Annotated in this window: 28 protein-coding genes; 10 read left to right on the plus strand and 18 right to left on the minus strand. The window is 44.2% G+C overall.

Features of this window, described 5'->3' with window-relative positions:
- Nucleotides 1-24: 24 nt before the first annotated feature.
- Nucleotides 25-1,830, minus strand: coding sequence for an FG-GAP-like repeat-containing protein (locus BBR47_RS23680; RefSeq protein WP_015892967.1), 1,806 nt, complete (start codon nt 1,828-1,830; stop codon nt 25-27).
- A 289-nt stretch (nt 1,831-2,119) separates the two neighbouring features.
- Between BBR47_RS23680 and BBR47_RS31390 the strand changes: the two genes are divergently transcribed.
- Complete coding sequence (locus BBR47_RS31390; RefSeq protein ID WP_015892968.1) at nt 2,120-2,980, plus strand: discoidin domain-containing protein; 861 nt, start codon at nt 2,120-2,122, stop codon at nt 2,978-2,980.
- 89 nt (nt 2,981-3,069) lie between these two features.
- On the opposite strand, the gene BBR47_RS23690 is transcribed toward BBR47_RS31390, so the two are convergent.
- Nucleotides 3,070-3,765, minus strand: a complete 696-nt coding sequence (locus BBR47_RS23690; RefSeq protein WP_231850517.1) for a hypothetical protein — start codon at nt 3,763-3,765, stop codon at nt 3,070-3,072.
- 699 nt (nt 3,766-4,464) lie between these two features.
- Here BBR47_RS23690 and BBR47_RS23695 point away from each other — a divergent pair.
- On the plus strand, nt 4,465-4,911 hold the full coding sequence (locus BBR47_RS23695) for a hypothetical protein (protein ID WP_015892971.1): 447 nt from the start codon (nt 4,465-4,467) through the stop codon (nt 4,909-4,911).
- Between the two features lie 510 nt (nt 4,912-5,421).
- A complete protein-coding gene (locus tag BBR47_RS23700) occupies nt 5,422-5,868 on the plus strand; it encodes a hypothetical protein (protein WP_015892972.1) in 447 nt (148 codons plus the stop codon).
- Between the two features lie 63 nt (nt 5,869-5,931).
- Here BBR47_RS23700 and BBR47_RS23705 read toward each other — a convergent pair whose 3' ends face one another.
- Nucleotides 5,932-6,129, minus strand: coding sequence for a hypothetical protein (locus tag BBR47_RS23705; RefSeq protein WP_015892973.1), 198 nt, complete (start codon nt 6,127-6,129; stop codon nt 5,932-5,934).
- A 167-nt stretch (nt 6,130-6,296) separates the two neighbouring features.
- Here BBR47_RS23705 and BBR47_RS29830 point away from each other — a divergent pair, with 167 nt between their 5' ends.
- Both BBR47_RS29830 and BBR47_RS23720 read left to right on the plus strand, forming a co-directional pair.
- Entirely contained in the window at nt 6,297-6,743 is a 447-nt protein-coding gene (locus BBR47_RS29830; protein ID WP_015892974.1) for a hypothetical protein, read from the plus strand.
- A gap of 1,020 nt (nt 6,744-7,763) precedes the next feature.
- Nucleotides 7,764-8,465: a hypothetical protein gene (locus tag BBR47_RS23720; protein WP_015892978.1), complete on the plus strand. Its 702-nt coding sequence runs from the start codon at nt 7,764-7,766 to the stop codon at nt 8,463-8,465.
- Nucleotides 8,466-8,789: 324 nt separating this feature from the next.
- Here BBR47_RS23720 and BBR47_RS23725 read toward each other — a convergent pair whose 3' ends face one another.
- Entirely contained in the window at nt 8,790-9,803 is a 1,014-nt protein-coding gene (locus tag BBR47_RS23725; protein WP_041749610.1) for a hypothetical protein, read from the minus strand.
- A 580-nt stretch (nt 9,804-10,383) separates the two neighbouring features.
- Here BBR47_RS23725 and BBR47_RS23730 point away from each other — a divergent pair.
- A complete protein-coding gene (locus BBR47_RS23730) occupies nt 10,384-10,626 on the plus strand; it encodes a hypothetical protein (protein WP_081437271.1) in 243 nt (80 codons plus the stop codon).
- Between the two features lie 501 nt (nt 10,627-11,127).
- On the opposite strand, the gene BBR47_RS23745 is transcribed toward BBR47_RS23730, so the two are convergent.
- From BBR47_RS23745 to BBR47_RS23760, 4 genes are read right to left on the minus strand one after another with little or no spacing between them, the layout of a single operon-like run.
- A complete protein-coding gene (locus tag BBR47_RS23745; protein WP_015892983.1) occupies nt 11,128-11,724 on the minus strand; it encodes a sulfite oxidase-like oxidoreductase in 597 nt (198 codons plus the stop codon).
- A gap of 30 nt (nt 11,725-11,754) precedes the next feature.
- Nucleotides 11,755-12,186 carry a CoA-binding protein gene (locus tag BBR47_RS23750; protein ID WP_015892984.1) on the minus strand — a complete coding sequence of 144 codons (432 nt, stop codon included), beginning with the start codon at nt 12,184-12,186 and terminating at the stop codon, nt 11,755-11,757.
- A gap of 46 nt (nt 12,187-12,232) precedes the next feature.
- Nucleotides 12,233-13,729, minus strand: coding sequence for a leucyl aminopeptidase (locus BBR47_RS23755; protein WP_015892985.1), 1,497 nt, complete (start codon nt 13,727-13,729; stop codon nt 12,233-12,235).
- A 49-nt stretch (nt 13,730-13,778) separates the two neighbouring features.
- Nucleotides 13,779-14,153, minus strand: a complete 375-nt coding sequence (locus tag BBR47_RS23760; protein WP_015892986.1) for a DUF309 domain-containing protein — start codon at nt 14,151-14,153, stop codon at nt 13,779-13,781.
- A gap of 153 nt (nt 14,154-14,306) precedes the next feature.
- Between BBR47_RS23760 and BBR47_RS23765 the strand changes: the two genes are divergently transcribed.
- Together BBR47_RS23765 and BBR47_RS23770 are read left to right on the plus strand one after the other, a co-directional pair.
- On the plus strand, nt 14,307-14,783 hold the full coding sequence (locus BBR47_RS23765; RefSeq protein ID WP_015892987.1) for a divergent PAP2 family protein: 477 nt from the start codon (nt 14,307-14,309) through the stop codon (nt 14,781-14,783).
- A gap of 12 nt (nt 14,784-14,795) precedes the next feature.
- A complete protein-coding gene (locus BBR47_RS23770) occupies nt 14,796-15,566 on the plus strand; it encodes a cobalamin-binding protein (RefSeq protein WP_015892988.1) in 771 nt (256 codons plus the stop codon).
- An 89-nt stretch (nt 15,567-15,655) separates the two neighbouring features.
- Here BBR47_RS23770 and BBR47_RS23775 read toward each other — a convergent pair whose 3' ends face one another.
- The 6 genes from BBR47_RS23775 to BBR47_RS23795 all read right to left on the minus strand — a co-directional run bounded on the left by BBR47_RS23775 (nt 15,656) and on the right by BBR47_RS23795 (nt 19,231).
- Nucleotides 15,656-16,291, minus strand: a complete 636-nt coding sequence (locus BBR47_RS23775) for a 3D domain-containing protein (RefSeq protein ID WP_015892989.1) — start codon at nt 16,289-16,291, stop codon at nt 15,656-15,658.
- A 159-nt stretch (nt 16,292-16,450) separates the two neighbouring features.
- The gene (locus BBR47_RS23780) at nt 16,451-16,711 is read right to left on the minus strand and encodes a YuiB family protein (protein ID WP_015892990.1); all 261 of its coding nucleotides are present in this window, start codon (nt 16,709-16,711) and stop codon (nt 16,451-16,453) included.
- Nucleotides 16,712-16,917: 206 nt separating this feature from the next.
- The gene (locus BBR47_RS31110; RefSeq protein WP_015892991.1) at nt 16,918-17,082 is read right to left on the minus strand and encodes a YuiA family protein; all 165 of its coding nucleotides are present in this window, start codon (nt 17,080-17,082) and stop codon (nt 16,918-16,920) included.
- Between the two features lie 148 nt (nt 17,083-17,230).
- Entirely contained in the window at nt 17,231-17,719 is a 489-nt protein-coding gene (locus tag BBR47_RS23785; protein WP_015892992.1) for an NUDIX domain-containing protein, read from the minus strand.
- Nucleotides 17,720-17,784: 65 nt separating this feature from the next.
- A complete protein-coding gene (locus tag BBR47_RS23790; protein ID WP_007716742.1) occupies nt 17,785-18,036 on the minus strand; it encodes a hypothetical protein in 252 nt (83 codons plus the stop codon).
- A gap of 4 nt (nt 18,037-18,040) precedes the next feature.
- Nucleotides 18,041-19,231 (minus strand): NAD(P)/FAD-dependent oxidoreductase, encoded by a 1,191-nt coding sequence (locus BBR47_RS23795; RefSeq protein WP_015892993.1) that lies wholly within the window; start codon nt 19,229-19,231, stop codon nt 18,041-18,043.
- A 348-nt stretch (nt 19,232-19,579) separates the two neighbouring features.
- Here BBR47_RS23795 and BBR47_RS23800 point away from each other — a divergent pair, with 348 nt between their 5' ends.
- Together BBR47_RS23800 and BBR47_RS23805 are read left to right on the plus strand one after the other, a co-directional pair.
- Nucleotides 19,580-20,590 carry an NAD(P)/FAD-dependent oxidoreductase gene (locus BBR47_RS23800; protein ID WP_015892994.1) on the plus strand — a complete coding sequence of 337 codons (1,011 nt, stop codon included), beginning with the start codon at nt 19,580-19,582 and terminating at the stop codon, nt 20,588-20,590.
- Nucleotides 20,591-20,703: 113 nt separating this feature from the next.
- Nucleotides 20,704-20,994: a hypothetical protein gene (locus tag BBR47_RS23805; protein WP_015892995.1), complete on the plus strand. Its 291-nt coding sequence runs from the start codon at nt 20,704-20,706 to the stop codon at nt 20,992-20,994.
- A gap of 30 nt (nt 20,995-21,024) precedes the next feature.
- Here BBR47_RS23805 and BBR47_RS23810 read toward each other — a convergent pair whose 3' ends face one another.
- From BBR47_RS23810 to BBR47_RS23825, 4 genes are all read right to left on the minus strand, one after another.
- Nucleotides 21,025-21,645, minus strand: a complete 621-nt coding sequence (locus BBR47_RS23810; RefSeq protein WP_015892996.1) for a hypothetical protein — start codon at nt 21,643-21,645, stop codon at nt 21,025-21,027.
- A gap of 45 nt (nt 21,646-21,690) precedes the next feature.
- On the minus strand, nt 21,691-22,050 hold the full coding sequence (locus tag BBR47_RS23815) for a hypothetical protein (RefSeq protein WP_015892997.1): 360 nt from the start codon (nt 22,048-22,050) through the stop codon (nt 21,691-21,693).
- A 394-nt stretch (nt 22,051-22,444) separates the two neighbouring features.
- Nucleotides 22,445-22,819 carry a cupredoxin domain-containing protein gene (locus tag BBR47_RS23820; protein WP_015892999.1) on the minus strand — a complete coding sequence of 125 codons (375 nt, stop codon included), beginning with the start codon at nt 22,817-22,819 and terminating at the stop codon, nt 22,445-22,447.
- A gap of 120 nt (nt 22,820-22,939) precedes the next feature.
- Complete coding sequence (locus BBR47_RS23825) at nt 22,940-23,728, minus strand: metallophosphoesterase (protein WP_015893000.1); 789 nt, start codon at nt 23,726-23,728, stop codon at nt 22,940-22,942.
- Nucleotides 23,729-23,757: the final 29 nt, after the last annotated feature.

The following is a 23,757-nucleotide window of genomic DNA, read 5'->3' on the forward strand; positions in this document are numbered from 1 at the left end:
CCCTTTGTAAGGTGACGGGTTCCATCATTTTTGATTACCTTGATCATCACGACTATGATTCAAATCCAGTATGAGCCTAAAATTAGATTGAAGGACAACCCAATCATACACTTTTTTTACGCGAATGATTTCCGGCTGAATACTGTTGGGGACTCCAAAGGTGACGGTAACCACAAAGCTGCAAGAAGCCGTATTTCCTGACTGATCCCTGGCTGTGCAGGTGAGCATCGTCATCCCTACAGGAAAGTCCATGGTAAAAGTTGCAACTGCAATGGGGGCAGGAGGGGAAAAGGAACGTGTCATCCCATGACAAGTAATTGAGGTTACCCCACAAGTATCAGTAGCAGTGACCTCATAGGTAACCGTAGCGGAAGTTCTCCCTGGTAAAACAGGGACTGTGATATCCTCAGGGCAAGTGATGGTTGGAGGCTCGTCAATAACCGTGATGGTAAATGAACATACTTCCGTATTCCCAAATATATCTTGTGCCGTACAGGTGACAACAGTATCTCCCACTGGAAAAAGCGATCCGGAAGGCGGCGAACAGGTAACAGTGACTCCGGGGCAGGTGGCAACAGGTGTTGAATAGTTTACGATAGGGCAGGGTACTACCATGTCAGGTGGGCAGGTCGGTGGCTGCACACAGCCATTGAGCAAAACAGAAACATTGTTCGAACCCTCGTTTGCCGTAGCGATGTCAACTCTTCCGTCTCCGTTAAAATCAGCTACTGTAATGCTGAAAGGACCTGCTCCTGTAGGGAACTGAAAGGGAGTCGAGAATCCTCCTGTTCCGTTGTTTATGAGTACAGAAACGTTATCAGAACCTGCATTTGGGGTAGCCAAATCAATGGCTCCATCACAATTAAAATCAGCCGCCGTTATATCAAAAGGAAAGGCATCAGTGCCCAAGGAAAAGGGACTTCCTGCTGCTTCTGTAAAAGAACCGAACCCATTGTTTAGAAAGACGGTTACATTACTCGTAGCAATATTAGCGACAGCAATATCGATAGACCCATTACCATTTAAGTCAGCTGCTACAAGGCTAAGTGGGGATGCTCCCCCTGGAAGTACAGAGAAACTCACTCCAGGAGTTTGGAACGTACCGTCCCCATTCCCGTTAAATATCGTTATATCATTCGTGTCCCGATTGGCAGTGGCCAGATCAAGCTTGCCATCTCCATTAAAGTCGGCCGCTACAATATCAAAAGGGGCCAAACCAGGGGTAGTGGCAAAAGGACTTCCTGGCGCCATGGTAAATACACCTGATCCATTATTCAACAAGACAGTAATGAAGCTAGTTCCTGTAATTTGGCCTACATTTGCTATAGCTAAGTCCACACCGTTTACACCATCAAAGTCCCCTGTAGCAATAGCAAAAGATTGCGAAACAGCAGGAAACACACCTGTACTATAAGCTACGGGTGCAGCAAAGGTGCCATCCCCGTTATTCAAAAGGATAAAAACGCGGTCATTGGGAGTTTGATCCGTTACAGCCAAATCAATGTGCCCATCTCCATTAAAATCTGCTGCTGCAATTTGCCCTAATAAAGACCCAGGGAACAAAGTATTGAAGGGTATCGTTTGCGATACGGAAAACACGCCGGACCCATTGTTAAGAAGAATGGAAACATCATTGGACCCAATATCCACTACAGCCAGGTCTATAATACTGTCTCCATTAAAATCAGCAGAAGTAATGCTGGAAGGAGATGTCCCTCCCGTATCATATTCGACTGCGGGCTGAAAAAATGGGCAGGCCAAATTGGATTCACCCTTTCTTACAGGAATACAGGCACCTATTCTCTCATTGAAATGCTTCACTCCAAACATAAATACAGGTTAAAAAATGCATGTGGTGTTATACGATGCAAATGTCTTTGATTATGATATGGCTGTTTAGGTGTGTATGTGAATTTGCTCTTCTTGTATGGTCAATCCCAAGCAAACCCGCCTCCTTAAAACAGGGACGGGTTTGCTGTTTTCTTGAACATATATTGAACTTTTCAACTGATTATTCCTTTGATTTGAATTTATTCCTTTTACTGTTTTGCTCGAATTAAGAAAATGTAATATATTCCTAAGGTAAATTATCCATATTTAACAGTTCAAGGAGGCTTTTATGAATTCTGTAAAGAAGTACAGTAAGCTAATCTTAAGTTTTGCACTTTTCATCTCTGTTATATTTTCTGGTCAGTCCATTGGTTTTGCAGAAGATCAGTATACAGATGACCTAATTCCTAAAATGACCAGCAACACAGAACCGAATGGTATTGCAAGTGCAAGTTCTTATTGGAGTAATAATCACCTACCTTTTGCTGCATTCGATGATACCGATTCTGCGTATGGATGGGGAACTGTCCAAGGCACTGTTACAGGTTGGTTAGCATATGAATTTTCCACTCCCCAAAAGATACAGAAATATACTATTAAGCCCAGACTCAATAATATAGATGGGATTCGTGAGTTACCAAAAACATGGACCTTTGAAGGCTGGGATGGTTCAAAGTGGGTAATCTTAGATACTCAAAAAAATATTTCAAATTGGGCAATTGGTGTAAAAAAGGAATTCTATTTCGACAATCCAAATAACTATATTAAATATCGGATTAATATTGCTGAGAACAATGGTTACTCCAACTTTGTCACAATCGGCGAAATGGAAATGATGGCGAAAGTTAGTGAATCTCCAGAGCCAGAGCCAGAGCCAAATCCTGAACCAAATCCTGAACCAAATCCTGAACCCACCGGTGATAACGCTCTCCTTGTTATTAAAATGATCAGTGGCCTCGAGAAAGAGTTCGATTTAACTACATCCGAAGTACAGGACTTCATCACTTGGTACAATGGCCGTGCAGATGGACGTGGCAAAGAAACATATATGTTCGATAAGGACTTTAACAAAGGACCATTTACTTCTAGAAAAGATTATGTAACTTTCAGCAAGATTCAATCGTTTGAAGTGATGGAATATACCAAATAACACGATGAGGCACCTCCTATATAACAGGATGGTGCCTCGAATTTTTGAAGACGCTGATCTATGCTGAAAGAAGACCATTTAGCTAATCGTTAATTATATTTCTCTAAAACTTCTTTCTTCAATTTATTAAACTGCTCAACATTTTCACCAAAATATTCACTTTCCTCTAAACTACGGTACGTATCAGTTGGTTGTGCTTTTTTAGCCTTTGTATTCTGCATACCTGCACTGATATCGTATTTGCCTTGATACATTCCAATAATTGCATATCCTTCTTTATCACCTGTATCTCTCAAGAATAATACGTAGGTACCTTCTTCATTCATGAGATTATAACCTTCCACTGTATCAAAAACATCACCCTCGAAATAAGCAGGCTCATATACAGAGATTGTATCTCCTTCTTTAAGACTTCCCTTGTGAACCTTCTGTATTTTTACTTCGGACTCAGAAGCAGCTTTTACATCACCTTCGCCAAGATTCCATTCTTTTAATGATCTCTTTCCAGTAAATCCAGCTTGCACTATATAGCCCGAGTACTTTTCAACCTCTTCAATATTTTCAAACAAAATAAAATCGGCCTGATTCATAGCAACTGAATAATCTTTTTCAGTAGTACTTAATTCTTTATAAGAAAATGCTCCTCCCACTAACAAAGCAATTGTAGCAACAGAAACAGCAATCAATTTTTTCATAACTCCACCTGCTTTCTCTTGGTTCTTCCAGGATAAATTATTTTCGTCTAATGTCGTAGGATCAGTAAGGCTCAACTTTCCTTGCTGCAAATGCCTTTCCTTCATAGTCTTCTATAGCTTCAGTAACAGTACCTAGTAGATTCTCATCTGAAACTGAAGCAAGTGATATAGGAATCAATGTCCTTGACATAACTTGCTGTTGGAATTGTAAAACCGGGCAATCTCTCACCTCCTCTTAGGTTCCATAATTACATAATAATTCCTTCTCCCTTCCTATCAAACAAAAAATACTATTCATTTTTAGATACGTGCTGTGATCTCACTGTAAAAGCAAAGGCATTTTTCCTTCAATCACAGATGGTTACGAGAACATAGTGCAAAAAACGATCCTAGATTTTTGGGAATGAATTTTTCCACCAAGCTGACCAAACTGACTCTGGTATTTGCCCGTCTCCTTAAAACAGGGACGGGTTATTTTCTAGCCAACTAAAATAAAATCGACGAATACGGGAGAGCGTAGCCTTCTACTCTTCGTCCAGTTATGAAACTTTGATCGAACTGGACAACGTTTCTACCTATCTTTAAATTTTCACAATGATTTGTAACTTTTTTCCAATACATCCGTATTAATATATAAAAGCATGCTTGTCTCGACCTCTACGACTTATTGCCAAGGCTTTTTTCAAATAAAGGGAAAGAGAGGATGTGATGAAATTAATAGACAAAAAGTAAACAGGTTAGATTTATGGAAGTGTAAGGAAAACCCTAACTAATCTAAGGAGTGGTACGATGTTAAAGAAAAGGTTTGTAAAAGGTATGATGGCAGTAATGATGGTATTTACACTAGCAAGTTCAACACAAGCGGCATCAAATGAAGTAAGCAAGGTTAACCAGCCAAATAAAGTTCAGGCAAATCAAAATTATTTATTTAATTTTTGGCATAATGGTTTGGAAGCCAACAGCTATTGGAAGGATGCCCCTTTTCAGGTGAATCTCAATTCAACTGTGTGCGGGAAGCTAAATGTCAATCAAGTTCCAGCAAATTCCCAAAATAGCGGTTTTTTAAACACATCGGTGAATCTGCTAGGGAACAATGGGCAAATCTATTCCTTTGACGGGATTACTGGGATAGGCACGTATGAGAAAAACTTTTGCCTTCAGCCTGGGACATACACAGTGAAGTATATAAATAATTCATCTTTCCCAATAAATATATTGGGGTATTTCACCTATTGATACGTCCACGAAATAATAAAAAAGCACCCCTGACTGTGTTTTTCTCGACAGCCTGAATCCGCTCAGATTTCTGGGCGGATTTTTCATTACATTTATCCGTTTGATTGGGCGCTATTATTTGTCATAGACTCATATGACGAAGTCGTAAATGGAATAAGACGAGTAGCTTGTGAATTTAAGACTTTTAAAACGCATGAAGAGGCGGAAATGATATGCCTCTTCACTTCTAATCATCCCAAGAAAACCTCTGCTCTTACCAGGGATCACCGGACATATACTTGTGTAACCATTGAGTGATTATAAATCGTCTAAACTGAGTGTTCTTAAAATAGGGACGGGTTCTGAATTTTTTGAACTAATTTGTTTTGCTTTTGTTTATCTTTGTTGGGAAGCCAAATAGTTGCGTTGGTTTATTTATGCTTTAATTATTAAATATAGTATTTCACAAAAGAAAATATTGCTAGATTTTGTATATATATGTATTGTTTAATTAAATCCAGAAACTAGGAGATGATAGATTTGAAAAAGTTTGCTCAAGCAGCTTTGCTCGCATTACTCACTGCATCTTTTATTATCCCAACAGGAGCAGAAGCCGCAAGTTCTCAACAAACTTCTAATACGGTTGCACCTGCTTCAACCAAACAAGTAGCAGATTACTCAAACCTTGGATCAAATGATCCGACTAAGAAGTCTGCAACCTTCAATGTAACTACACCTGGCTATGTTACAGTTAATGTGACACAGAACCATGGTACGGAAACAGCTTACATGTACTATGCAATTGTTACAGACCTCCCGGATGGTACTACAACCTCCTATGGCGCTTCAAACATCGAAGGAAATGGCTCTTTTAGCTTCACAAGTAGTAAACCACTACCTGCTGGCGAGTATTACATCCGTTATAACAGCAAACAACGTGGCCGAACTTCTGGGACTATTTCAGTCACTACACCATAAACCTAAACTTTTTTGAAAGAGGCTTTCACCAGAAGGCCTCTTTTTTTCCTATATTGGTGCATTTCAACGTTTTAAAAGTTCATTCATGGTATCAATGTCGATCAAAATGCCTTGTTTCCGCGCTTCCTCCATTAGTCTTAACATTCCTTCCCCTGACGTGAAGAACTTCGGCACCCATCCATTACCGTCTGTGGCCCAGTCAGTGAAATCTTCATCGAGATAAGGTTCCCACCCTAACGTCTCCGCAACTTGCTTGTCCACTCTCCACTTGAAATAGTAAGTTAAGTTGAACTACAGAGGATCTGCAACAAACAATTGTTGGGTCAGTTTATTCATGTTTTAACTATTAAATAAGGTGTTTCTTGCAGAAAATTGTTGTTAAATTTTGTATATACATGTAACATTTGGTGTAATCCGAAAACTAGGAGATGACAGATGTGAAAAAGTTTGCTCAAGCAGCTTTGCTTGCATTACTCACTGCATCTTTTGTTATTCCAACAGGGGCTGAAGCCGCAAGTTCTCAACAAACTTCTAATACGGTTGTACCTGCTTCAACCAAACAAGTAGCAGATTACTCAAACCTTGGATCAAATGATCCGAGTGGGAATTCTGCACCCTTCAATGTAACTACACCTGGCTATGTCACATTAAATGTGACACAGAACCATAGTACGAAAACAGCTTACATGTACTATTCAATTGTTACATACCTCCCGGATGGTACTACAACCTCCTATGGCTCTTCAAACATCAAAGGAAATGGCTCTTTTAGCTTCACAACTAGTAAACCACTGCCTGCTGGCGAATATTTCATTCGTTATAAAAGCAAACAGCGTGGCCGAACTTCTGGGACTATTTCAGTCACTACACCATAACCCTAAACTTTTTTCAAAGAGGCTTTCACCAGAATCAATTTCTCGTTTGTGATCCCTTTGTGCTTCAGGAATGCCACGCTTACCGCGTGAGGCACAGTTTCGATGACAAGTGGCTTTATCGCACTGTCCTTTGGCATGCTCATCCAGTCCTCAGATTCTTCGCAGTATTTCCAAACTCGGCCAAGGTATCAGCCTTTCTGAAAATGCTCGTATTCAAGGTAAATCCCTTGCTTTTCAGCTTCCTCCACTAGAACGCCCATTCCTTGCCACCTATTTGAGAAGTAAACCGTTCCCTTCCCCCAATTCCAGAGTCCTTGCTGCCCTTTTGCTGGCACCAGATCAAATTAGATGGTTCATGGCAAAAATGGCAGATGGCTTTTGCTAATGATGTAATTAGCCTAGATGACCTCAAACTCCACATGCATGAAGAGAATGATCATGACATTTGCAAAGAGCAAAAAGGAAAACTAGCCACATCTTGAACTTGATCACAAGAAAGTAATTATGCAAACTGTATTCTCCAGAATCGTAACAGATACATATGACGAAGCTGTTGGGGGTCCTGGTAGAAGAGCAGCACGCAAAATTATTTCATTTGATACGAATTAAGAGGCGGTTTCCCGCCTCTTTTCAATTTCCCCTACATACTTTATAAGGGTGTCTGTCTTCAAAAAAGTATTCTTCACTGTAAATTTACGTAATCATTCATCTTCCGTTTGATGCTCTTCATGTAGCGCAAAGGTCGGGCCATCAAAGTAGCGAGGCCAGAAGTATTTAGGGTCTATCCGTATTTGAATAGGTAATATACTTCCCGTCATACTTCCCTTTATTATTTGTATCGATATGTAAATGGGGTCCAGTAGTATCTGTACCTGTATTACCAGATACCACAATTTCTTTTCCTCTACTGCCAATTAAAATCGTCATATGGATTTATGCCTATGCGTAAGTAGTTCCGTTCCCCGTACTGACAACGGCTGATATTGCGAGAGCTAGACTAAGAAAAAGGTGGTAATTTACTTGTACAAAAAGTTAAAAGTATTCTTGTTGCTTTCTGTCGTTACAATAGCTGGATGTACTACTAATAACAATGCGTTATCCATGCAAGCAAGTCCCCAGCCTCCATTGGTCGACTATAATAAAAAGCTAGAAATTCTTGATCGATTAGAGAATCACGACACTACCTTAAGTCGAATGACAGAAATACTAACGATTGAATGGCATCATTTATTTACACAAAAGAATGAAGAGGATTTATGGAATACGTATTTTTATCTCACTTGGAATTTACGTCCAGACGAAAAAGAACGAGTAAAGAAAGAATTATCTACAACCCATAAAGAACTCGCAACATACTTGGAAATGCAGAAAAAAGGCATTCTTCCCGCAAAGGAAGTACATGTAAAAAATATTATGGCTGAGAGAAGCCCCGATAATGACGGTTATCTCGTAAAAGCATGTTACCTTCTCACACTAAATGATGGCTCATCGAAAGAGATTTGGGTAGAGCTTAATGTAGACGACAATATGGAAACTTTTAATCCTCGTTTTAACACTATAGCTACTGGAGAAAATCTTCCTGAGCCTAAAAATGAACAAGAGGAATTACGTCGTCAATTTATTTTTAGGGCCCTTGACTACAATGTGATTAAAAAAATGACTTATGATGAAATTTTAGAAATGATCGACATGAAATCGGTCGATACAGATTTTTTGTTGTAACGATAAGAAAACCACAAATAGTGAAAACAATACGCCAGAATACTTTATAAACCGAATAAACTCCCCTTCATCTAGTACTACCGGAATATCTGCGCCCATAAGCAAATTAAGAAATAGTTGAATGCCACTTCCAATTAATAACACAATGAATAGTAACCAATTAAGAAAAGCTGGCATACTTCCCCTCCTTATGTAAATTTTTTCTGTATACAACTTCAATATCGCTTGAAATGTATAATACGTATGTTGCAAAGTAAAAAAGTAAAGAACCCGCCTAGACATTTCGCCTGGCGGGTTTTTGGCTGCTGTAATTCTCGGTACATACTAGTTGATCATGCCATTTTCCGGAGTGACGGTAAAATCATAAAAAACCCCTTTTTTATTGATCGATGCCGTAACGGTTGGTTTTCCCTTTTTCGTAAAGGTATACTCGTTGTATTTCGTTGAAACATTGTATCCTGTCAAATCCATATGAAAGATTTTCTTCACCATTGGATTAGCGGCAGCAATCGCTTTTTCTTTCGTATAGAACGGTTTGGCAAACACTTTTGGAATATCTTCGTCCGAGACATAGTTGCTATCTCTGAAATCATTGTGGTTGATGGCTGAAACAACTTTCCCTGTTTTCGCCCCGATGAAGACACTATGTGTACGGTCACGATCCATGAAGCTCCACACCTGGTCCAGGTGATAGTCCGAATTTTTCAGGAGCGAGACCTCAGGGAGCAATGCTGATGCTTTTCCGTTTGATAGTGTCTTCATTGCCTTTTGCGCTGTATCGACCACCTTGGGGTTAATTTTTTGGCTTGTATATTTTATCGAAACAACGCTGATCTTCCCTGTTGTCGCGTCGATGGATGCCGTTACATTCTCTCCCCTAAACGTCCAACTGTTTTCTACATCCGAGCTGATTCGATCTACCTGATCAATTCTAAAAGCCTGTGTGCCATCCATACTTTTCAACGTGCTCATGATCGTATTTTGCAAATCTGTAGCCACTTCGCTGAACTTGAAGTTAACATGTACAGATACGACCGTTCCCTCTTTTTTGGTAACCAGAACCTCGCCTCTGTTGTCTTTGGCTGAGATCGCCCAGCAGTCGGCGTTCATCCCTGTAATCTCATCCAACTCGATCGGCAGACTGCCCGCCTCCTTCTGCATGGCTTGTTTGGCAGCCTCTACGACATTTTTGTCCAATTGTGCGAGTTTCTTCATTGGTTCTGGCGCCAATTTCGTCTGAGTGTCTGCATAAGCTGGTGCTGGCATGCTCGCAAATGGAACTGCTGCTGACAACAGCACTATCATCATACTAACGGCAAAAAACATTTGTTTTTTCATTTCGTTGACTTCCCTTCTATTTTCAGATCACTTATTTGATCCAGCTGGAAGGATTTCGTGACAATGAATTTCGTTTTTTTGCAGTTAAGAGACAAAAACACCCTTCACAGATTCCGTTGAAGAGTGTACTCCCATCTCCTATATTACAGTACCCCTTAAGATACGCATGAGTTCAACTTGTTCGTTCGGGCATTCGCCTAATCTTGCCGGAATAATCATAGATAAATAATCTTGTATTATTGTTTCCTCATCAAGATTGGGACCTTTTTATTACTGATATAAGTACTGCTCCTTTACTATTATCACTATCAATTAATCCGGAAGTAGCAAAGCATAAACGAAAAGTCTTTCTATGCAGTGGGAATAGTAAAAGATAGAACACACCTTGAGGAAGTCCGACTTTTTGTAGAGCAAGCTTCATCCAATCGAAATTACTACATCCAACAATGGGTTTCTCGATCGTTTCAACTCATTCAAAACCCAGAACTTTTTGATTACAAAAAATGGTGTGATGGAGTTGATATCTTTTCTTTCTGGGAAGATTAGGCTTTCCTATATTCCAGCTTGGGATGAAGCCCCATTGGAGGTTTGGCAAGAAGTCATTCAAAAATATCCAGACATGTCTTTTTGGGTTGCTCAAAATAAATCGGTACCTGTTGAGATTCTAAGCATTCTTGCCAGCGATCCCGAATTTTTTGTTCGACAACGTATTGCTTATAACAAGAAAGCTACTTTTAAAGCTCTACAAATACTGAGTCATGATAATAACGATGAACTAAGAACTCATGCTCTGAAACGAATTTCCGAAGACCGATACCGTTAACAAATCGTGTGGTTTGTTAATCGAATCCAAATATTGTAAAATATTTTAAAAACTAAGTGGTGGTAATCCAAATGAACAAATTCGAAAAAGGAATTGTTTATTTCTTTAGCTTTATTTTCTTTCCCATCGGACTAATCGTATGGATCACTTCATTTTTCAACCAAAATCAGCAATTTAAAAGTGTAGGAAGAACAGCTTTATATATTGCTGCTGCTTCCCTTTGCATCCAGATTCTAATAGGAGTCTTAAATTTTGTTGTGTACACTAACATTACTCTCAAATGAGAATGACTTGGAATCCAGTCTTATAATGCTGAAGATTGGACTGGGTATTAAAACAATGACACACCATCTATGTTACCGAAATCCAAATGTTTCCATTGACTGCGATGGCATTTTATATGCTCGACAATATCGCCTTTTTTCAGGCCGTTCAGCGCCTTGGTTCGCATGTAATGAAAACAAAAAAAGAGACGGATAATCACCGTCTCTTTTCCCACAATCAATCCCAAGCAAACCTCTGTTCTTTCCAGGGATCTCCATACATATTATATCCATTCTTCTCCCAAAACCCTTGCCTGTCTTTCTCCATAAACTCAATCCCACGCACCCACTTGGCGCTTTTCCAGAAGTAAAGATGCGGGATGACAAAGCGTAGCGGCCAGCCGTGCTCAGGGGTCAAATCCTCGCCGTTATGTTTCGTAGCGAACAGGTTGCCGTTTTTCATGAAGTCGACAAGCGGAATGTTCACAGTCCATCCGTGCTCAGCATGCAGCATGACGTACTTCGCTTCGGGCTTCACCTTGACCAGCTTCAGAACTTCCTCCACCGGAATGCCTTCCCATTCATTGTCCAGCTTGCTCCAGCCTGTCACGCAGTGAATATCGTTGGTGGTGCCACCTTTTGGCAGGGCCATCATTTGTTCGTAGGTCAATGTTACTTCTTCTTCGACGAGACCGAAAAGGCGAAAGCTCCACTCTGTAGAGAGATCTGTATATTCGGGAACCTCTCCGTAGTGCAGGACAGGAAAGCCTGTCGTCTGTTTTTGATTCGGTGGAATGCGATCGCGCTTGGTATCAGCCGCTGGGTTGATAAACATGTTGTTTCCACTCCCCGATTGTTCAGTCTCTTATTTTCCAACCCGCAAAAGGGCGTGGTCTACCTTGATGCACATGTCCTGCACAACCTCGATGCCTTGATCTGCAACCAGTTTCGCCGCGTCTTCGTTGGCAATGCCTTGTTGCATCCAGAACACTTTTGGCTTGTGCTGCATTTTCAATGCATCTTCCGCAACAGGCATCATGTCTTCGCTGCGGCGGAACACATCGACGATGTCGACTGGCTGATCGATCTCAGACAGGCTAGCAACCACTTTTTCACCCAAAACCGTTTCACCCGCGATGACAGGATTGACCGGGATGATCTTGTAGCCCACGTTCTGCATAGCTTGCGATACCATATAGCTGGTGCGGTCCGGCTTGTTGGACAGACCCACTACAGCGATCGTTTTTGCATCTTCCAGCAGTTGACGGCGTACTTCGTTGCTTGGGTTTTGTGCCATGTGAAAACACTCCTTTTTATATTGAAATGGGAAATTGAACTACCTCTTATTCACTACGGCTGGAAACAAACTCAACAATGGTGCGCGTCATCGCTCCGGTACCGCCAGCTGGTTGCATGTCGCCAGCACTTGCTGTGTACGCCGTACCTGCGATGTCCAGATGTACCCACGGTGTATCGCCAACGAATTCTTGCAGGAAAACACCACCGATGATGCCGTGGCCATAACGTCCACCAGAGTTTTTCAAATCGGCAAAACGGCTCTTGTTCAGGCTGCGATACTCATCGAAGGTAGGCAGCTGCCACAAGCGCTCACCCGCCACGTCTGCTGCGTTCATCAGCTCATCCAACAGTGCTTTGTCGTTGGTCATAGCACCAGAGCAGAAATGACCGAGCGCGACCACGATACCGCCTGTCAAGGTAGCGGCATCCACCAGGCAAGACACTCCTTGCTCTTTTGCATAGGTGATGCAATCAGCCAGTACGAGACGACCTTCTGCGTCTGTCGTAATGATCTCCACCGTTTTGCCGCTCATGGTCGTGATGACATCGCCTGGACGGAATGCCGTTCCGGATGGCATGTTTTCCACGGTACCGACGACAGCCAGTACGTTTACCTTTGGTTTAATCTGTCCCAGTGCCTCCAATGCGCCGATCATCGTAGCTGCTCCGCCCATGTCCGACTTCATGTCTTCCATGCCTGCTACTGGCTTGATGGAGATCCCACCTGTATCAAACGTCACGCCTTTACCGATCAAGCCAATAACATCGTCCCACGTGTCTCTTCCTTGATATTTAACTGCGACGACATATGGCTCGAGCTCGCTGCCTTGTGCAACAGAGAGCACTCCGCCCATTCCCAGCTCTTCCAGCTTCGCTTTTTCCATGACTTCCACAGTCATGCCATAGCGCTCTGCTACCTCGACCATTGCATTCTTCAAAGCGCGTGGAGTCAAGTAGTTAGCTGGTTCATTGACGAGCGTACGCGCCAGATTCGTTCCGGATACGAGCGCCGAACCACGAGCAACACCCGCCTGTACCAATGAAGCATCGGCATCTGCTGCCAAAATCTGCACCGTCGCAATTGGGTCAAACTCGCGCTTTGCCTTTTGGCGGTAGCCCTCGTAATTGTATTCGGCAAGTCCAAAGGCTTCCGTAACTGCCTGCGCCAGACGGTCGGCACTCATATGCTCTGTTGTTGGCAAATCAATCACGACTGTTTTCCCGTTGCCTTTTCCTACAACCGTTTTGGCTGCACGTCCCCATGCATTTCGGGCTGCGACGAAATCAAATTTCCCCGGTTCACCCATCCCGACGATCAACAGTTTTTTTGCAGCTACCTTGTTCATTCCGTGGACAACCGTAATTTCTTTTGCCTCACCTGTAACTTCCTTGTCCTGCTGCAAGCCACTCAGACTGCCCCCAAAAGCTTCGTCCAATTCCGGGTATACTTGCGAAAGCTCCTCACCCTTCCATAGCGGGACAATCAGTTCATCACACGCGATATTTACAAGCTGTATGCGATTTTCTACTGCTACTTTCATATACTCTTCCCTCTTTCTGTGTGGTAGGATACTATATGGGCACATTTGTTTAACAGGATGTGTCGACATATAAGCGCAAGGATGGAAACGTCATGGCTTTTGCCTCTGTGTAAGAAATGACATCCTTTTCCGGCAACATTTTCTCGCATTCATCTATGTAACGAAGAACTCTTGTTACGTCCAGTCCCCAATGAACTGCCTGGTAACGAGTCAAATACTTTCGTGCATTGCCTAACATCCAGCGAGCACCTTTGATATTGCCGTACTCTTGGTGGTACAGTCCGACTGACAATTGCAGCAATCCTTGCAAAAACTTGTCTGACTTGTCTTCCATCCAGATGTCTTCCAACAGATCGTGGCATTCATAGTATTCTCCATCATTGAATTTTTCAATGAACTGCAAATACTGCTCAGGATATCCCATGGATGCATGCCTCCGTTTCGAACCTTCCATCTTCATGGTAACACAGATTGGCAGTCACTTTACATCCAAACAAAAACTTCACGGATTAAGACAACGCCCTTCTGTTACAATAATCCTAGAGATAAGCGCACAGTAGAAAGGAATGGATTTTCCGTGGCGGATTTTTTTGAAAACTTCCCCTTATGGGCAGCACTGCTAGCCATAGGGATCGCCCAATTTATCAAAATTCCCCTTCATTTTTTTGCCACAAAAACGTGGCAATGGTCATTGCTCATGAGTACAGGCGGTATGCCCAGCTCTCACTCTTCTGCCGTGACAGCCCTATCCACAGCCGTGGGACTGCGTGAGGGCTTTGGCAGCAACATGTTCGCTATTTCCGCGATTCTCGGTGTGATCGTGATGTTTGATGCCGCAGGTGTCCGCCGCCATGCCGGTATGCAAGCCGTTGTCTTAAACAAGCTGGTCGATGAATTCAACCACCTGCTAGAAGGTATGAAATCGTTAAAAGTACGCCCTAGCCAGGAAAAAGCGAAAAAACTGAAAGAACTGCTCGGTCATCAACCAATCGAGGTATTGATCGGCGGTTGGTTAGGCGTCATGATTGCGTTATTGCTCCATCCGTTTTTTTAAAGGAGGGCTCCCATGCGCATTGTTTCCATCTGTCCCAGCAATACCGAAATCCTGTATTATTTAGGCCTGCATGAGCATGTCGTCGGTTTGGATGATCACTCTGACTGGCCGCTGGAGTGGCAGCATCTCCCCCGGGTTGGACCCGATTTGACAATCGATATGGACCGGGTCGCTGCTCTCCAACCGGATCTGGTCGTAGCGTCCCTCTCTGTTCCTGGCATGGAGAAGAATATAGAAGCTCTGGGCAACAGAGACATTCCGCATATCGTCCTGAACCCTTCCCGCATCGGGGATATCGCTCATGATATCCGACTCGTCGGTGAGGCGACAGGAACACAGAGGCAAGCCGAGCAGCTTGCGATCCAATTTGACGAAACCATTGAAAGCATCCGGCAAAAGGCAGCGACGTACGAGCAACGCCCGAAGCTGTACTGGGAATGGTGGCCGAATCCCATCTACACACCGGGTCAGGAAAACTGGTTGACCGATGTAAGTGACATTGCGGGTGCCATCAATATTTTTGCGGACTATCCTGTCGCGAACGTCAAGGCTACGCGGGAAATGGTCATGGAACGCAATCCGGATCATATTTGCGTCGTCTGGTGCGGAATTGAACTGAAGCGAATCAAGTCTGATCTGATCACCAATCGCCCAGAGTGGGTGAATATGACCGCGATTCGAAACAATCAGGTCCACTTGTTGGAAGAAGGCCTCTATTGCCGCCCTTCTCCTCGCATTTTGGAAGGATTGGAGAAGCTGGTTGATTTAATTCATACAAAATGACACAAAAAACGTTCAAAGCTTGTGCCTTGAACGTTTTTTCTTTTTTCTTTCATGCCACCGATGCGGCATCCATTTGTTTTCATTCGTTGCTATTCAGTTTGTTGTTGGCCGCTGACGGGTTCCGCCATGGCTGCGATTCCTTTTTCATTCAAGCTATTCAGAAAAGCTTCCGTTACTTTGCCTTCGCCTTTTTTTACGATATACACGTCCACCGACTTTTTCCCCCATTGCGAGAATACGTCCTGCTTGGTCTCGAAATACAGGTCAATCTTATGGCCGCGAATCGCTCCACCCTTGTCAGCTACCACACCATATCCATAACCGGGAATGTACAAAATGGTCCCCAGCGGGAAAACGCGCAAATCAGCTGCAATCGTGGAATAGTCGTCTCTACGTACTTTTACACCTGAATAGGTAATGCCATAGGACGGGTGAGATGGATTTTTGCCCGTCGATTCGTATCCGGCATAGTAGCCTGTCGCCACTACACGTACTTTTGGATATTGATCATGAAATACATCCGCTTTATCAATCACTTGAGTAAGAGAACTGGCAGATACCGTCCGTTTTTTGACGACACGTTGCCCCTCTTTCGTTTCCTTGATTCCAAAAGTGGATGAGACACCGTAGTCTCCCACAACATTATAGCTGTATCCATCGCTTGCGAAGGCCGTCAAGACCAGGATGAACAGCGCGACGATACTTACGAACTGCTTTCCATTCATTTCTTGGTAAACCTCCTCTCGTTTCTAGTCATGTCCCGACGAGGAGGAAAGTATACACAAATTTTGGTTGATTATAGAAATATTCTGTCTGTTGCCCATTTTTCCAATCCAATGCCAAAAGAAAAACAGGCCCGAAACGACGGCCTGCTTGTGCTTGTTTTAAAACATCCGATATCCTTTTTTGCGAAGCGTGTGAATGGTCCAGCCACTCGCCACTGTACCTGCCATGCCGCAGCCCAGAATGAGCGAATCCCAAATTCCCGGAACGATTTGTTGATAGACAAGTGCACCTACGACTACACCAACGCCGATTACAACTGGAAACCATGTCGTTTTCAAAATCATGTTTAAAATAAACCCAATGCCAAACCCTAGCACGGAGAACAGAACAATGGATACCATAAATTGCATCAAGTTCATCGCCGAAAAAGACCTCCTGCCACCTTCTCCACCTTTTGCCACTTTTTATGCAAATACAGGAAAGGCGGGCTATTTTCGGTATTAAGTGTAGCAAAAAGGCGAGGGATCGGTCAATAAGAGAAGCCAAGCGTATGTGTTGCACGCCTGACAGAAAAAACCGCCGATGCATTCGCTTCGACGGTTTTCTATGCGAGGTTCCTTACTCATTATGGATGAGAAGAAACAGCTTCCTTCTGAGCTTCCTGTGTACCGGCTCCGTCACAGTTAGGGCAATTCTCCGAGCCCCCCAGGAGCAGTTGGAAATACCCTTGGCCATGGCAGTATGGGCACTGTTCTTGTTTTTGTCTCATGTTGAGCTCCCCTTTCGGCATACATGCGTGAAGATTAATTGCATGTATTTTCAGATTATTTAGATGTATCTAACTATATCAGAATCTCCCCTTGGTTTACAATGCAGTTCATCGCGAAAAAAACATAAAAAAACCGCAATGTAAACGGAAACATTGCAGTTTATCTAGCTTATTCGCAGGATTGCTTAAAGATTTTATAGGAAGTATATTGAAAAATGGGATCGATTGCAAACGATTGACCTGTCATTCCCTGTTCCCGTTTGATATAGTCCGGCAATATGATTTTCAAATAAGTCGAAGACAACGGATCATGAAGCAGCTCTTGTATGGGCATAAATCTCGCCTCCGCGATCTCACCTTCCTGCGGCCGCGGTTCTCCCCCTATGTAATCCATCCAAAAAACGACCATATTGTCACTAATGGACTCTCGAATAACGCCTGAACGGATTCCCGCTACTTGTCGCACGACTGCCTCGACACCCGTTTCTTCCAGCACCTCACGTACTGCAGCTTCATCTACTGTCTCACCCTCCTGCACGAATCCCGCAGGAAATGACCATTGCCCTTTTAGTCCGCTGTACGTTTTTTTGACAACCAATGCTTCTTGCCCGCGAATGACAATCCCGCAGGCGCCTAGCCAAACCTTCCCTTCGCGCATCCGGCTCGCTCCTTTCATGTCCTAGCTAAACGAAACCCCCGGCTCTTCTTCGCCGGGGGTACCTATCAATCATCCTCGTCATCTAGGAGCCCATTATCGATCATGTATCGCAGATTTTCCCGATCCCTCTCGCGGCCCTTTTCCTTGAGCCGTTCGATGGCAGGCAGGATGAGAATATCTACTTCACGCTGTACATGCCATGCCAAATCGTGTCGCCCCTGCTCTTCCAGATAAAGGCCCACTTCCATCATAGCGTTGTACCGATCCATCTCTTCACGGACCATGAGCCCCCGGACTTGAATGCTCGCGTGACGCATCGTTTTACAGCTTTACTTTCTTCAGTGCGAGACCGACGCCGCCAATTTTGTACAAGTAGCGCAGGTCGCTCGCTTTTTTCATCATGGCTGCTGTGCTGCCGAACAGCTTTTTCGAACCAACTTGCCCGATACCCTCACCTTTTCCAAGAGAGGCCAGAGTCCCTTGCAGATGCGGGATGAATTTTTGCGGAAGATCGCCACGGATCAAGGCAGCGAGATTCTCACCCAGCGTCTCGCCTTCCTGCACCGCGATTTGCGCAGTTGGCGGATACGGACGTCCTTCTTCATTGAAAATCAAGGCACAATCCCCTACGACAAAAACATTTTCATGGCCAGGCGCACGCAAGTATTCGTCTACCTTGACGCGACCGCGCATGACTTCGAAGCCTGCTTTTTCCACGATGCTGTTGCCGCGGACACCTGCTGCCCAGATAACGGTCTTCGATTTAATTTCTTCTCCGGTATTCAACAGTACGCCATCTGGCGTGCACTGCTTGATTGGGGTTCCAATTTTGAACACGATGCCTTTTCTCTCCAATACATTTATTGCGTATTGGATCAGCTCTGGGTCAAAGCCAGGCAATGCAGTTGGTGCTGCCTCAATGCAGTAGACTTTCACCAGTTCAGGATCAACATCAAATTCTCGGCACAGCTCTGGCAGACGATCGCCGAGCTCTCCGCAAAACTCAATCCCTGTAAAGCCAGCTCCACCCACAACAAACGTGAGGTAGTCCATACGATCCGGCTCATTTTTAAATTTGGAGAACATGTATTCAATATGCTCGCGAATATTGCGGACCGCATTGATGCTGCGAATGCTAAACGCATGCTCCTTGAGTCCCTCAATTCCGAACGTTTCTGGCTCGCTGCCCAATCCGATGACGAGATAGTCATATGGCAGCACCTCGCCATTATCGAGCGTAACGGTCTGCTCCTCTGACTGAATGGCTTGCACCGTTCCTTTGACAAAGTTGACTTTGTCCTTGTTCAAAATGCCATCCAGACTGACGCGGGCGTGATCCGCTGGTGCTGTACCTGCAGCCGGCTCGTGCAGCCAAGTCGTGATGTAGTGATAGTTGTGCTTGTTGACCAAGGTGATTTCCGCCTCATTGTAGTTGAGCTTTTTCTGAAGCTGCAACGTTGTGAGCAAACCACCGTATCCAGCGCCGAGAATCAGGATTTTGGGTGTACCCATCAGTATCCCTTCCAATCATGTATGATGTCATTGTTCATGGTAACTTCAGGAAGATTGTGCGATTTTTCACGTGGTCTGGTACAAATTAAGATGCCCCAATTTATGATCCGTGTAGTATCGGAATTATTGCCTCCGATGCCATCTGAACCACTCTGTGAAAAAATGCACAAAGTCAGCCATAGAAAAATGTGACAAATTCTTTACAGTCATCCTCATCTTATCGGCAACCAATTGGATTTGCAAGGTTTTTTTGCCTATCATCCTTCGAATTTTCTCTCCTGTTTTTCCACTTAGATGGGTTATAATGGTTGAGGAGTTCGCTTACGATTAATTCGGAGGTGCTTTGGATTGAATTTTCTGCAAAAGGACGAGCAAATCTACGACATTACGATCATTGGTGGAGGCCCTGCCGGGTTATTTACCGCTTTCTATGGCGGGATGAGGCAGGCCAGTGTAAAAATCATTGAGAGCATGCCCCAGCTAGGCGGGCAATTATCCGCTCTTTATCCGGAGAAGTACATATATGATGTTGCCGGATTTCCAAAGGTTTTAGCACAGGATTTGATCAATAATCTGAAGGATCAGATTTCGCGCTTTCAGCAAACTGTTTGCCTGGAAGAAAAAGTGGAAAATGTCGTAAAAAAAGTAGACGATGTGTTTGAAATCACTACGGACAAAGGCACTCACTACTCCAAATCCGTCATCATCACTGCTGGGGTAGGAGCGTTCGAACCTCGCAGGCTGGAACACCCAGATGCCGTCAAATATGAAAAATCCAATCTGCACTATTTTGTTACCGATCTGAACTCTTTCAAGGGACAGCGTGTAGCTGTTATTGGCGGCGGTGATTCCGCTCTGGACTGGTCCCTCATGCTAGAACCTATCGCAAAAGAAGTACACCTCATCCATCGCAGAGACAAGTTCCGCGCACATGAACATAGCGTAGAAATGCTCATGTCCTCCAAAGTAAACGTCACGACACCTTACGAAATCTCAGCTTTGCACGGCGAGGAGCGCATCGAAAAACTCACGCTGGCTAATTGCACGACAAAAGAAGAAATGGATCTGGAAGTCGATGCAGTCATTGTCAACTTCGGCTTCATCTCCTCTCTCGGTCCAATCAAGAACTGGGGGCTGGAGCTCGAAAAAGGCTCCATCGTGGTCGATACACGCATGGAATCAAACATCCCTGGCATTTTCGCAGCAGGCGATATCGCTACCTACCCTGGTAAGGTCAAGCTGATCGCTGTCGGATTTGGTGAAGCACCTACCGCTGTAAACAATGCGGTTTCCTACTTTAATCCGGATGCCAAATTGCAGCCTGGTCATTCTTCAAGTATGGACAACTTCAAATCGTAAAAATGTTTCGTCCCTGTTGTTGCCTCCGATGGCTGCGACAGGGATTTTTCATTCCATTGCATAACCGCTTTTGTTGGCGTGCACAGTAGAAGCAACGAGGAGGCGATTACACTTTGAATCATCTCTGCCCAGTTTGCAATGGCTTCACACCGCTCCAACAACCCTGTTCAGCATGCGGTCAAGCTCTGCAAGATGCAGGCCGTTTGTATGACTTTTATGGGAGCTACAGCCCGTACCGGGAGATAGACGATGCCAAGATGGACAACGGTTACTTAGATCGTACCCGCCACCAATGCGTCCATACAGGCTGGTGTCCTTCCTGCCAAATTGAAGAGAAGGTCTTTCTGGATGAATGGACCCCCGTTATGCTTGTAACCGATATGGAAAAGGACGCGTACCAGTAAGTCGGCCACGTCCTTTTTTTGTTCAAATCGTTATTTTTTCTTCATGGCCAGCTTTTCCGCCATGCGAGAATTGTTTGCTTGCATTTGTTCCAGCATTTGTTGAAGCGACTCCTTAATCTTGGCAGTATCACCAGATTCAATCGCCGAGTCAAAAGCATCGTGTGTCTTTTTCATTTGCTCGATTCGGGCTCTTCGGGCGTCACGCTCTTCTTTCGGCCCCATGTTTTTGTCTTTCCATTCCTTGAACTGCTTTTCCATCTGTTCGTTGGTGATTTCGCCCTTTTTCACTTGTTCATTCAGCTTGTTGATCAGTTGCTTGCGTTCTTCACGCTTCGCCTGCCACTTCGGGTCGTCACTCAACGTCCCGAACTCGTTCATTAAACGATCGCGTTCTTTAAACGCTGCCTGCCATTTCCCCACGCTATCTGGTGCATATTTTTCCGCCAGCAAGAGCATGTACATTTTTTGATGAACGCCTCTGTTTGAGCTATGTTGCACCTTCATATGCTTTTCTCCATGCTCTTCATGGCCGTGAGTCGGCTTGATCACCAGGGCAACTGTTGCAGACACATCTTGGGCCAACGCGATACCTGGCATGGCGAGACCCATTACCAGCGCTGTAGTCATCATTCCTTGCTTCCACATCTTCATGCTGTTCACTCCTTCTTCTTTTAGAAAACGTCTATGATTGATCCGTTAAAAAGGACGCAATTCTTCTCTATCCAACCCCAATAGCTTTACCAGGCCCATTTGCTCCAGATCGCTTTTCGTTTTTTCCGTGCCATACTCATAAATAAGCTGATAGATGGCCCGCAGGTTGTCATCGTATTCGTCGTTGTCCCGATCCGGCATGTCAGACCATAGCGTATGCCCATGCATCCACATCATGAAATCGCCGTGCATACAATTATTGAAGAGATCGCGCATCATGCCAACTTCTACATCAGTCGCTTCGATCTCAAAATCGTACGTGGCGGAGCCTTTTTCATCGCGGATTTCTGCCACGGTCGTTCCCGCTTGCAAGGTCACGTAGTAGTGTTTCTTATCCAGTGTCACTCATCTCCTTTTTGGATCGCATCACCGACTTGAAAACTTTTCCTCCTTACGATGTGCAAAAATCGCGAAAACATGTATATAACAAGCAAAAAAGCCCTCCGTCAGGGGAGGACTCTTTCCTACTTTCGTTTTAGCCGGTATGTTACGATCGATCTTCTTTCCGTAAATTATGCCCAGTGTTCTCTCCCGTTTTCGGAGGAGTGCTGCGTGAGCCAGCGGATGCTTCCGTTGGGCGTTTGTCTTTGTTGTTGTGCTTGGACATGTGGTTCCCTCCCTTACTCGATGAGTGGCTGCCCATGTAGTATGTCCCCACTAGTGAAATGAAAAAACACCTTGACCTGCTATGCAGGCCAAAGTGCTTGTTTGTTGTTTTTATGCTATTAAAAGAATCGAATTATTTCACGACTAATTTTGCTACCATTTTGCCATGATCCGGTCCACAGATCACGTTGCAAAAGATGGTGTACTCACCAGCGGCATCGATTTTCATCGTTTTGCTGCCATCTTTTTGAAGGTCTACATCCAGCCCTTGGATACCAATACCGTGAAAGCCTTCTGTCGACTTGAAGTTGAGCGTGAACTCTTCGCCAGCTTTTACTTCATAGGTTTCTTGATTGAATTTCCAGTTACTAGCTTCGATATTCACTTGTGTGCCAGTAGTCGCTGCAGCATCCGTGCTAGCAGCTTGCTCCTTGTCTCCGCCGCATGCTGTCATCAACATTGCAGACAATGCAACTGAAGAAATCAATAGACCCCACTTCTTGTTCACTTTTGACCCCTTCTTTCTTCTTTTTCTACACTTCCATCTTACTCGATGAGACCAATCCAAAATCTGACATCCTGTGAACGAACCGTGACGAATTGGGGAACGATTGTTGAACTTGAGCGTTCATGATGGATTGATCATATATACTGTGATCTCCGGAAAACAATTGAGCCGGATTGGTAGCCTGGAAGTTCCGCGACTAATGCCAAATACGCCAACGAATGGATCCTCTTTTTGCCCGATATGAAAATGCTTGTAAGCACCGACAGTACGATTGAACATGCGGACTTGTCCCCCGTGGGTATGTCCGGTCAAGAGAAGGTCAGCTTTCAAACCCTCGTTGTGAATCAACGAGATAATGTTCGGAGAGTGAGCTAAAAAGATCGTCAAGTTCGCCTGCCGGATCTCTTTTTCCGTATGCCGTTCATTGCCGTAAATCGAGTTATCGAAGCCGTATATCCAAATGAAACTGCCGTCTTTTTCTATCACGGCACTCTCGTTTTCCAATACCGTCATCACCTGCTGCCACGCTTCTTTTTGGGAACGGGAAACAGCAGCGGAATAGACCCTTTTCTGAAATCTTCCTGCCTCTCTCTCGTAATTGCCAGGAACAAAGAAGATTCCATCCTTGCTCTTTACTTTTGCTAGCTGATTTAACACACGCGCCAACTGCCCACTGTGCTGTGTCAAATCTCCCGTCACCATCACCAAATCCGGCTCGTGGACATTCACCAGTTTGTGCAGCTCTCCATTCCAAAACCGTATTCGTCCATGAGGATCAGAAAGATGAACCAATGTAAGTGGAGGGACAGAAGGGATCGTCAGCTTCACTGTCGATGTTTTGACATAAGTCGTATGGTAGGCGAGAAAGATTATTCCCACCAGAATACACAAAATAATCGTTGTCATCATTTTCGGAACAATCCTCTCTTTTCTCCGTC

The sequence above is a fragment of the Brevibacillus brevis NBRC 100599 genome, from assembly GCF_000010165.1.
Classification (GTDB): domain Bacteria; phylum Bacillota; class Bacilli; order Brevibacillales; family Brevibacillaceae; genus Brevibacillus; species Brevibacillus brevis_D.